Source organism: Acinetobacter entericus (assembly GCF_026168575.1).
GTDB lineage: Bacteria > Pseudomonadota > Gammaproteobacteria > Pseudomonadales > Moraxellaceae > Acinetobacter > Acinetobacter bouvetii.
This window is the reverse complement of sequence record NZ_JAPEQW010000014.1, coordinates 59,546-70,324: the sequence shown is the minus strand read 5'-3', so window position 1 is coordinate 70,324 and position 10,779 is coordinate 59,546. Positions and strand designations below refer to the sequence as shown.

Here is a 10,779-nt window from a genome sequence, read left to right as displayed (position 1 = left end):
CCTGATATCACTCATTGCAAGAATCGATCAAATACATACTGCTAGCTTTGAATTGAAAATTTAAAAATATTTAACAAATAAGAGATAAATTTATTGATTTGATTAACCGGGCAATTAAATCATTCGATAAAAATGATTACTATCACTGTAAATAGGGATAATAGGGACGTATTAGGCACAACCAATTATTTATTATTCTTTTTACTATTCATATAAATACAAAACATATCAATTCAAATTTTTTGATAAAAAACCTCGCTCATAAATTATTTTCCACTCAGTTCCAAGTTGTAAATTTTGGATTGCATTCAGTATCTTAGATATAAGACAGCCTCATTTTGAAGCTGCCTCACCTTAAATGCTTCTGAGCTTATCCCATCAATTGCGCATATACTTTTAACAGGGCTTTAAAGCCTGAAAAATTTAATACAGAATTGAGGTTTTAAACTTCCATCGATTGCTAAACATTTGCAGCTCTATTTCCATCATTTTAAATTTTCCGGCGCCATCAGCCACTTTACACTCGCATCGAATAACTTAACCCCATCTGAAGACAAGTCTGAAAAAGTGTCATTATGAAGAAAGAACATCAGCCGTTTAGCCGGTGCTAAAGATTCATAATCCATAGTTGCACCTTTATCATATCCCCAAATTGCTGCTTTTTCAGGTTCGCCGTAGACCGTCGCAATGATCGTAGCCCCTAATCCAGGTTTCCCCCAATTCATCATGGTCTGTTTTTTATAAACATTCAGCGTGCCCGCAGGTAAATTCGCAGATAAGCGGTGTGGCGCATTTACAAGCCATAAATATCGAGCTTTGTCGACTTCACCAAAATCCTGACCTGAGCGCTTCCCCGTCATGGCTAAATCATCAATATAATCACTTTCCCATGTCATTAATGGAATTTCTAACTGCCGCCATCCTGCTTTTAAATTTTTTGATCCAACTGTTGAAGATAAAATAATTGCATCAACTTGTTTAATTTGTTTTGGATCTTGGAGCTGGTCTAATATTTGAACGGTATATCCCAAGGCTTCCAAGTGCTCCTTTATGGCCAAATCATTTGCGTATGATGGCCCGTTTGTCTGAGAAATTAATGCGATATGCGTACTCACTTTAGTTGCAAATGCACTCATGGATGCTGCTAAAAAACCTAAGCTCAGTGAAGCAATCAGCATTAAAAAAAGTTTTTTCACTGTGTGATACCTTAAAAGACATCGGAACTTTGATCGTTCAAATCAAAGTTCCTCAAAAATATATGGTTAAATTTAACTACAAAATGTTCAATGGACGAAAAACAAGAACTGATTAATATTTAAACTTCACATTAAAGAGAAAAGTGCGCGGGCTGCCAAAACTGAGCAACTGGGCATTGGGTGTTGTACCTTGAATATAATCTTTATCAAATAAATTTTTAATGCTTAAACCCATGCCCCAACGTTGAGCATCGTAACCAGCATTCACATCAAATAACGTATAACTCGGCATATGGACAAAATATGTTCCACGCTGTGCTGTTCGCTCCCCTTGAAGGCGTACTCCTGCCCCCATATTCCATCCCAGTTTATCTGGGCTAAAATAATATTGGCTAGACAATGATGCTGCATTTTTAGGGACATGATTAATGCGCTTCCCAATCTCACTGCTGGTTAAGCTTTCGGTGACTTCAGCAGTGGGAATATAGCTATAGGCAGCGGATACATGCCATTGGTCAGACAGAGCTGCAGATAATTCTGCTTCGTAGCCTTTAGTTTGCTGCTCACCGGTTTGAATTGAATAGCCTAGAGTTGAGTCATTTTCTGTAACATTGCGGCGCGTGAGATCGTAGTAAGCGATATACCCTTGTAAACGTTGGTCAATTCCTTGAAACTTCATACCAACTTCGGTTTGTTTACCTTCTTCGGGGTCAAGTAATGTACTATTCGCGCCAGTATCGGTCACAGGCATAAATGAAGTTGAATAGCTAATATAGGGCGCAAAGAAATCATTGATGCGGTACATCAATGATGCACTGCCCGTAAATGCGTTATCCGAGTTTTGTACGGTTGTATTATTTATTTGGTTTTCAACACTCACTTGCGTCCAATCATGGCGTCCAGATAAGCCTAAAATCCATTGATCATCAATTTTAATGGTATTTCTTAAATAAAGCCCCGTATATTGATTATAGGTCAAATTCCATGACGGCTTGCCTTGCATCGTAGTGCTAATGCCATACTCTAAGTTATCAGCATCAATCGGGTTTACGTTATCAACACGCTGATAGTAGTCACTGCGCTCTTTCATCATATCAACTCCGGCTGTCACCTCGTAATCAATATGATCCGTTTTAAAACTCCGCTGCAGATAATTATCTAATGCAAAATTAGTATCCTGCTTATCTTGATAATTGACTTGCCGTTTCACAATTGGGAAAGTTGCGCCAGAAGCCGCAAAAACTGAGTTACTCCAGCTGCTATTTTTCGTCACAGCAAAATTCTGCTTAAAAATCCAATCATTATCAAAATAATGAGTGAAATTGCTGCCTACGCGATATACGTCCACATCATAATAGCGATCAGGCTCTCCAATAAAGAAGTTACGTCCATAATTTTGGTAGTTTTGCGGAATTCCCTGATTTCGAATATATTTTCTGTGCTGATAGCTCGCAATCACAGAAAGATCATTTTTATCATTTAAATCAAAATTATATGATGATGCTAAATACTGATTTTTAAAATATACATAATCTGTCGGATCATCTTGATCAGACACACGGCCAACGAAACGAAATGCCCCTTTTTCAGTTTGATCTGGCGCATAGTTAATATCAAATGTACCTTCTTTAAGCCCATAACTGCCATAGCTTAAATTGGTCCGATAAAACGTTTCCGCTTCAGGGCGCTTTGTCGTTAAATTCACTAGCCCCCCTGGCAAAGCTAAACCAAAACCCACAGAAGTAGGGCCTTTCACAACTTGAATAGAATCCAACCCACTAATATCTTCAGATCTTAAGACATTTGTTGAAGTTTGTACGCGTAATCCATCAACATAGGTTTGCGCACTCGAAATTTGGCCACGAATGATAAAATCATCCCAGCCGCGGCGGCCATATGAACCTGATGTAACACCGGCAACGCCTTCTAAAGCTTCGGCAACAGTTTTAAGCTGTTTTTCTTGAATCTGCTCACTCGTTACGACACTAATAGATTGTGCAGTTTCAAATAAAGGATCATTTGAACGCAATACAGAGGATGCGGTTTTTGCAGTATACTCTTCATTTTCCTTTTGTTCGGCTGGCGCCTGAACTGTTATCGTCGGTAAACTTTGAGCCGTTTCAGTATCCGTTGCCTGAGCATGAGCCGACACGTTAATGGTTGCTAATATTGCTAAACTTAACGGGGAGAATTTGTATGGCATTTGGCTACACAATTAATGAAAATAAACTGCCGCAGTATAAAAAAATAAAAATCTAATTGATAATGATTTTTATTTATCACCCATATTTATTGAGTCTATGAAGTATTTTAAAGAAAATAGTCTAGCTATTCCCAGTTTCATGCTGCCCTAGGCCGAATATTTATTTTCTTAACCCCCATAGTTTTGATAGTTTCATTTCTAAGCCAATTAAAAATAAAACTTAAATGGCACCAAGCTCAGCAAATTGAAGGATCGCTTCAGGATCAGTGATGAGGTTAATTCATCAGGATTAAATAAAGGTGTGTACTTAGAAGGAAAAGTATTTCCGCCCTGAATTTATGCATGGTCTTCATGGAGATATATAAGTTTTTAGAAATTAATCCCTCCCGCTATCACCTTTATACTGAACAGCAGATCATCTCCGTTGACGAATGCAAGATTAGGCTGAGGCTTAGAAATCAACTGTCTACCTAATCGGCATAACAGCATTCCTGACAAAGGGTTTTCCGAATGAATATTCGTTTTGATATGGAAGGCACAGCCGAGCCCGCGCTTGTTCACTTAAAAGGCTCACCTACTGCACAGGATTGTTTCAGGCAGATTTCGACTAAATTAGAATTGACTGATTATGCATCAACAGAAAAATGGCCGACTGCCAGAAAAACTGAGCTCACAGCATGTACTGCAATAAAAAATTAACTGATTAATACTTAATAGCTTTTAGCACTTAAAGTTGTCTTTGCATGTGACATCGGATTCATCTGCGATTCCTTATTGATTTAAAACGATAGAGCACCAAGGATGTACCTCGTCAGCGCAATCACTGTGGGAGCAAATAGCACCATAATGATTCCTGAAATAATCATTGAGAGGCTGGCAATGACGCCTTCCAAGTCATGCCGCTGTCTAGCCCGAGCTATGCCCATAGCATGTGCGGCATTGCCCAGTGCCGCGCCCGAAGCAAGGTGATTTTTATATTTCATCCAAAGCAAGAGGAGGTCTCCCAGCAACATGCCGACCAAACCTGTAATTACGGTAAATAGCGGAATCAGGCTGATAGAGCCACCCACTTTTTCGGTGAGCACCAAAGCAAAGGGAATTGAAATGGAACGCGCCAACAAACTATTTTTAACGATGTCATCAAAATCCAACAGGCTCGCCAAAAACCAACTGCTGAAAATGCCCACCAACATGGCGAGACTGGAGCTGAAGAGCAACACTTTAAAATGCTGCTGAATCATGTTGCGATAGCGAAATACAGGAATCGCAAAAGCTACGGTGATTGGACCAAGCATCGCTACCAAATACCGGGTATAGCGATAATAGTTTTGAAACTGATGATGTAACATAAAAATCAGCACGATGCTCAAAACAGGAACGACAATAATTGGCGATAAATAAATTTTTTGTGTTCGAACAAAAAGCTGCTTTGCCATGAAATAGCACAGCACAGTCCAAACCAAGTAAAAAAGCCCCCAGAATTCAGTCATGCTGATCTTCCTGTTTTGGTTCTTGATTGAGCTCTGGCTGCTTTAACAGCAACCGCACGCTATATACAGAAACCATCATCACCAAAGCAGTGCTGATTAAAATCACCAGCAGAATTTTCCAACCACTGGCGATCAATAAATCCTGATATTGAATCACGCCGACCACAGGCGGAATGAAAAATAGCAGCAGTTCAGCCAGTAACAGATCGGCGCCGCGCTCAACGCAGGCTAATTTCAAGCACTTCATTTCAAGTAAGAACAACAGCAGAAAAAAACCAAGCACCCCAGATGCCACAGGCAAATTCAACAGCTTTTGCAAGACATAAGCACAGCTCCAAACAGCCAAAATAATGATGATTTGGCAGCTCGCAGTTTTTAGCTTCTTCAGCCGACTTCGGTCATGCAACATCTCAATTTATATCCGCATAAGCCCGCTCTTTAAACGGCTGAATCGAGACACGTTTGTAGGTTTCCAAAAAGGATTCTTGCTCCAAACGCAGATCTAGATAAGTATTTAGAATTTCTTCGAGCACATCGGGAATATCTTCTGCAGGAAATGATGGACCTAAAATATCACCGAGGGAAGCATCATGATCTGAGTTACCGCCTAAGCTAATTTGGTAATATTCAGCGCCTTTTTTATCAACGCCTAAAATGCCAATATTGCCAACATGGTGATGCCCACACGCATTCATACAGCCTGAAATGTTCAGATCGACCTTGCCTAAATGATATAAAGCATCCAGATCATCAAAACGGCGGGCAATCGCTTCATACACTGGAATAGATTTGGCATTGGCCAGCGAGCAAAAGTCGCCGCCTGGACAGCAAATCATGTCGGTCAGAAAGCCAATATGCGCACGGGCCAAATTGCCGCGATCCAAGACTTGCCACAGTTCAAACAGATCCTTTTGGCATACATCAGTTAAGGCAATATTTTGCTCATGCGTGGTTCGGAGTTCACCAAAGGTATATTGGTCAGCCAAATCGGCAATTAAACGCATCTCATCAGAAGTCATATCTCCCGGCGCCACACCCACCCGTTTCAAGCTGATTGTGACTATTCGGTAGCCCGCTACTTTATGTGCATGGGTATTGATATTGAACCAGTATTTAAACTTCGGATACTGTTGGAACAAAGCCTCAAAATTTTCTGCATCTAAAGGTTCGTAGGCAAACGGTCGAAATACTGCATCCATTTGCGCTAAAACACTGGGCTGAACTTTGAGTAAAGTCTGAGTATGTGCAAACTCAGCTTCCACTTTTTCCGCAAAGCCAGCTGGAGTCAGGGCTTTCACTAAAATTTTAATACGCGCTTTGTATTTATTATCACGGCGGCCATGCAGATTATAGACACGCATGATGGCATCTAAATAAGCAATTAAATCTTCACGGGCTAAAAATGGCTTAATAACATGTCCCGCTAAAGGTGTACGCCCAAGCCCACCACCGACTTTAATTTGATAGCCCAACTCCCCTGCTTCATTTTCCACCACATAGACTCCCACATCATGAAAGGTCGTAGCAGCACGGTCTTGCTCAGGGTGTGCACAAACCGCAATTTTAAATTTACGTGGTAGGAATGAAAACTCAGGATGGAAGGTACTCCACTGGCGAATCAATTCACAGGTGGGACGCGGGTCTGTGAGCTCCCCTTCAATGACACCTGCATACTGGTCTGTGGTTGTGTTTCGAATACAGTTGCCGCTGGTCTGAATAGAATGCATGTGTACCGCAGCGAGTTCCTGCAAAATATCAGGAACATCTTCAAGCTGCGGCCAATTCAATTGAATATTTTGACGCGTTGAAATATGCGCATAACCACGGTCATACTTCTGCGCAACCTCAGCCACTTTCCGCAGTTGCTTCGAATTCATTAAGCCATAAGGCACTGCCAAACGCAGCATGGGCGCATAGCGTTGAATGTACAAACCATTTTGCAATCGCAATGGACGGTATTCTTCTTCAGTCAGTTTCCCCTCTAAATAACGCTGGGTTTGATCGCGGAATTGTGCGACACGTTCGTTTAATAAATTTTGATCAAAGTCTGTATATAAAAACATTTGAGCGGCCTATGTATATGCATCAATATAAAAGAAAAGCTGTTTTGAACGGAGTATCAAAAATATAAATTAGGCTAAAAAATTTGCCTGCTTTCGGGACCCGCCATGTTGTAGGCAGGTCTGCATATACTCGGCATAAACCGATAACTTTTCATAAATATGCTCTGCATAAAACATATCCTCCACCAGTTGCTTGGCTTGAGCCTGACTATAATGACCACTCACAGATAGCAACTGTGCATTGAGTTTGGAAAATTTTTCACATAAATCGATATATTGCTGATCTTTGTTTTTAAAGAACAATTTGCGCATATTGAGTTCAGTACTGTCCATAATTTTGTCTAACGGATCAATATGAATAGAGTTAATCTTAATTTTAAAAAACTGTTCAATTTCAGCAATTTTTTGACTATCAAGCTTTAAGTGCGTAATTAAAAAAATCTGGGAAATATCTGCTCTGCATAAGGCATGCAGCAATGCATAATAAAAGAAGTCAACATCATCCAAGTCGGTATCATACAGGTCTAAATAAATATTTAAGGCTCCCAGCACATCATCAATTTTTAAGTGCTGCTTTTTCTCAGCCTGATAGTATCGGCTTAATAGATTCAGTACAGGAGCTGTTGCCTGGCTATGATAGATGGCCGTTTGATTTAGATTTCCCAGAATAAATGGAGCAAACAGATAGGCTAAACTTGATTGCTCATTCTGAATCGCAGACTGCACAATATAATCTGCTTTCGCCTTGGAGAGTTCGCGCAGCACTTTTGCACGCAGCAGTGTTGCTTCTAAATTGACGAATTTCTGAATCAATTTCTGTTTCAGTTTTTCAGACAAAAAACCTTGTTCAATAATCTCAGGAATTTTATTCAGACTCTTTGTAACAAACATTTCAGCACCATCCAGCTCCATTTATAGTTGTTATTTTTAATTCTTTTTCACATCAGCAGTAGCTACAGAATTGTACTGTATAAATATAACAGATCACCTTTATCCACACTCCCTGTTATATTTTATATGACACGTTCTTGTACCTACATCTTGAATTCTGTGTCCTGCAAAATCAGGCTAATTATTCAAAGTGGGTAGTTTTAATGAAACGATCTATCATTTTTTATACCTCCTATCCAGTTAGCCTTGGGTTATCCGCGATTAGATGCCTCAGCCAGCAATGGAGGCTTCTATGAGCCTTGGATTGACTGCACTAGAACTCGCTCGAATTCAATTTGCCTTTACAGTTTCTTTTCACATCATCTTTCCCGCCACTTCGATTGGCTTAGCCTGCTTTCTGGCGCTGCTGGAATGGAAATGGCTGCGCACTCAAAACCCGATTTATAAAGATTTGTTCAAATACTGGATTAAAATTTTTGCCGTCGCCTTTGCCATGGGTGTGGTTTCAGGCATTGTCATGGCGTATCAGTTCGGTACCAACTGGAGTGAATTTTCTCGCATTGCCGGTTCGGTCACTGGTCCATTACTGACTTATGAAGTGCTGAGCGCCTTTTTCCTTGAAGCCGGCTTTCTCGGCATCATGCTGTTCGGTTGGGGGCGTGTTGGCCCTAAGGCACATTTTTTTGCGACCTTGATGGTCGCCATTGGCACCTGTATTTCCATGTTCTGGATTTTATCCTCCAACAGTTGGATGCAGACCCCGCAAGGCTTTGCCATCGAAAATGGCATTATTGTCCCCTCTGACTGGTGGGCCATTGTGTTTAATCCATCCTTCCCCTACCGCTTTGCTCATATGGCAACCGCGGCTTTCCTTGTATCTTCCTTATTGGTTGTGGGTACAGCTGCATGGCATTTATTCAAAGGCCGCCGCGACGCATTAGTCAAGAAATCCTTCTCCATGGGGCTTTGGATGGTGCTCGTCACATCCTGCCTGCAAGTGGTGATTGGCGATCAGCACGGTCTGAATACCCTTGAACATCAACCGGCTAAATTGGCTGCCATTGAAGGTCACTGGGAAACCAATCATGATCATGGTATGCCTTTACTGTTGTTCGCTTTACCCGATATGGAGAATGAGCGTAATACCTTTGAGTTAGGCATCCCGAATTTAGGCAGCTTAATTTTAACCCATTCCATGGATGGCAAAGTCACAGGCTTAAAAGACTTCGCTCCTGAAGATCGCCCGCCTGTTCCAACCGTGTTCTGGAGTTTCCGCGTGATGGTGGGGCTCGGCATGCTGATGGTGTTGATGTCACTGACTGCTTTATGGCTGCGTAAACAAGACCGGTTATATGAAAGCCGCTGGTTTCATAAGTTTGCCGCCGTTATGGGGCCTACAGGCTATATCGCCTTACTCGCAGGCTGGGTGACCACGGAAGTCGGCAGACAGCCATGGGTGGTCTATGGCGTGATTCGCACCCAGCACGGTTTATCGCATACCGTGACTGCAGAACAAGTCGGTCTCAGTCTGATTATTTTTGTGCTGGTCTATACCGTGGTTTTCGGCACAGGTATCTATTACATGCTGAAATTAATCAAGGCAGGTCCTGTACATATAGACAGCCTTGATCAGCAGCTTGCTGGTCCTGGGCATTTTAAAACTCCGATGCGGCCATTGAGTGCTGTCGATGAAGCAATTGATGGCTCAGCAAGCCAAACCCCTGCAAATAAGGAGTAGCATCATGATTGATATTACATTGGTCTGGGTCGGTATTGTTGGCTTAGGCGTATTGATTTACGTGGTGATGGATGGCTTTGATCTCGGGATTGGCATACTGTTCCCGTTTATTCAAGGCCAGCAAGAACGTGACGTGATGATGAATACCGTTGCCCCTGTCTGGGATGGCAACGAAACCTGGATGGTCTTAGGCGGTGCAGGTTTATTTGCAGCCTTTCCTCTGGTCTATTCCACCGTGCTATCTGCCTTGTATTTACCCATCATTTTTATGGTGGTGGCTTTGATTTTCCGAGGCGTGGCTTTCGAATTCCGCTTTAAAGCCCATCGCAGCAAGCCGCTATGGGATCAAGCCTTTATTTGGGGTTCATTCTTCTCCAGCTTCTTCCAAGGGGTAATTCTCGGCGCGTACATTCAAGGAATTGAAACACAAAATGGCATTTATAGTGGCGGCTCACTCGACTGGCTGACTCCATTCTCTTTGTTTGTAGGCTTGGGTGTGGTTATCATGTATAGCGCATTAGGCTGCGCATGGCTCATCATGAAAACCGAGGCAGATTTACAAGCGAAAATGTATGCGCTGATGCCGAAGCTCATTATTACCTTATTGATTGTCTTTGGCGCCGTCAGTATCTACACACCTATCAGCCATCCTGAAATTGCGCAGCGCTGGTTTAGCTTACCGAATCTGTTCTATTTCAGTCCTGTACCTGTGTTGGTGCTGATCTGCTCTGGACTTATTTTGAAAGCATGCGCGCAGCGAAAAGATGCGCAGCCCTTTGTTTTAACGCTGGGTCTGGTATTTCTAGCCTTTACGGGTTTTGTGATTAGTTTATGGCCCAACATTATTCCGCCAGCTGTTTCCATCTGGCAAGCTGCTGCTCCTGAATCAAGTATGAGATTTGCACTGATCGGTGCTGTCATTCTAATCCCGATTATTCTGGTTTATACCTTTTTGTCCTACTGGGTATTCCGTGACAAAGTGCGTATCGGTGATGAAGGCTATCATTAAGCAAGGTGACCCTGATGAAAAAAATACAAAATCGTTTGAATCCTGCGGCATGGTTCATATTATTATGGTGTTTTGGTTTCCTGTCCCTAGGCTTAATTGCAGGAATTTTTAGACTGCTGCTCAGCTTGGCCTATTAAAAGCATATTGGATAAAACCTTGGATAGCAGTGGAATCATTGCTATCCCTTTC

General features: G+C 41.8%; 9 protein-coding genes. 3 read left to right on the top strand and 6 right to left on the bottom strand.

The window, feature by feature from the left end:
• Positions 1-485: 485 nt before the first annotated feature.
• On the bottom strand, positions 486-1,196 hold the full coding sequence (locus OKC24_RS12035) for a type 1 periplasmic-binding domain-containing protein (RefSeq protein ID WP_438800941.1): 711 nt from the start codon (positions 1,194-1,196) through the stop codon (positions 486-488).
• 112 nt (positions 1,197-1,308) lie between these two features.
• A complete protein-coding gene (locus OKC24_RS12030) occupies positions 1,309-3,399 on the bottom strand; it encodes a TonB-dependent siderophore receptor (protein WP_265465308.1) in 2,091 nt (696 codons plus the stop codon).
• A 510-nt stretch (positions 3,400-3,909) separates the two neighbouring features.
• On the opposite strand from OKC24_RS12030, the gene OKC24_RS12025 reads away from it, so the two are divergent.
• Positions 3,910-4,098 carry a hypothetical protein gene (locus OKC24_RS12025; protein WP_131276958.1) on the top strand — a complete coding sequence of 63 codons (189 nt, stop codon included), beginning with the start codon at positions 3,910-3,912 and terminating at the stop codon, positions 4,096-4,098.
• Positions 4,099-4,178: 80 nt separating this feature from the next.
• Here OKC24_RS12025 and OKC24_RS12020 read toward each other — a convergent pair whose 3' ends face one another.
• From OKC24_RS12020 to OKC24_RS12005, 4 genes are all read right to left on the bottom strand, one after another.
• Complete coding sequence (locus OKC24_RS12020) at positions 4,179-4,889, bottom strand: LrgB family protein (RefSeq protein WP_131276961.1); 711 nt, start codon at positions 4,887-4,889, stop codon at positions 4,179-4,181.
• Positions 4,882-5,298 carry a CidA/LrgA family protein gene (locus OKC24_RS12015; protein WP_131276964.1) on the bottom strand — a complete coding sequence of 139 codons (417 nt, stop codon included), beginning with the start codon at positions 5,296-5,298 and terminating at the stop codon, positions 4,882-4,884. The genes OKC24_RS12020 and OKC24_RS12015 overlap by 8 nt, the downstream gene beginning before the upstream one ends.
• A 1-nt stretch (position 5,299) precedes the next feature.
• A complete protein-coding gene (locus tag OKC24_RS12010; RefSeq protein WP_131276967.1) occupies positions 5,300-6,952 on the bottom strand; it encodes a nitrite/sulfite reductase in 1,653 nt (550 codons plus the stop codon).
• Positions 6,953-7,021: 69 nt separating this feature from the next.
• Positions 7,022-7,843, bottom strand: a complete 822-nt coding sequence (locus tag OKC24_RS12005) for a hypothetical protein (RefSeq protein ID WP_131276969.1) — start codon at positions 7,841-7,843, stop codon at positions 7,022-7,024.
• A gap of 292 nt (positions 7,844-8,135) precedes the next feature.
• Between OKC24_RS12005 and OKC24_RS12000 the strand changes: the two genes are divergently transcribed.
• Together OKC24_RS12000 and cydB are read left to right on the top strand one after the other, a co-directional pair.
• On the top strand, positions 8,136-9,581 hold the full coding sequence (locus OKC24_RS12000; protein ID WP_131276972.1) for a cytochrome ubiquinol oxidase subunit I: 1,446 nt from the start codon (positions 8,136-8,138) through the stop codon (positions 9,579-9,581).
• Between the two features lie 4 nt (positions 9,582-9,585).
• On the top strand, positions 9,586-10,590 hold the full coding sequence (gene cydB / locus OKC24_RS11995; RefSeq protein WP_131276975.1) for a cytochrome d ubiquinol oxidase subunit II: 1,005 nt from the start codon (positions 9,586-9,588) through the stop codon (positions 10,588-10,590).
• Positions 10,591-10,779 lie beyond the last annotated feature (189 nt).

Coding starts and splice junctions, on each gene's coding strand:
- OKC24_RS12030 (WP_265465308.1), bottom strand. CDS start 3,399: ATGCCATACAAATTCTCCCCGTTAAGTTTAGCAATATTAGCAACCATT.
- OKC24_RS12025 (WP_131276958.1), top strand. CDS start 3,910: ATGAATATTCGTTTTGATATGGAAGGCACAGCCGAGCCCGCGCTTGTT.
- OKC24_RS12015 (WP_131276964.1), bottom strand. CDS start 5,298: ATGTTGCATGACCGAAGTCGGCTGAAGAAGCTAAAAACTGCGAGCTGC.
- OKC24_RS12005 (WP_131276969.1), bottom strand. CDS start 7,843: ATGTTTGTTACAAAGAGTCTGAATAAAATTCCTGAGATTATTGAACAA.
- OKC24_RS12010 (WP_131276967.1), bottom strand. CDS start 6,952: ATGTTTTTATATACAGACTTTGATCAAAATTTATTAAACGAACGTGTC.
- OKC24_RS12000 (WP_131276972.1), top strand. CDS start 8,136: ATGAGCCTTGGATTGACTGCACTAGAACTCGCTCGAATTCAATTTGCC.
- OKC24_RS12020 (WP_131276961.1), bottom strand. CDS start 4,889: ATGACTGAATTCTGGGGGCTTTTTTACTTGGTTTGGACTGTGCTGTGC.
- cydB (WP_131276975.1), top strand. CDS start 9,586: ATGATTGATATTACATTGGTCTGGGTCGGTATTGTTGGCTTAGGCGTA.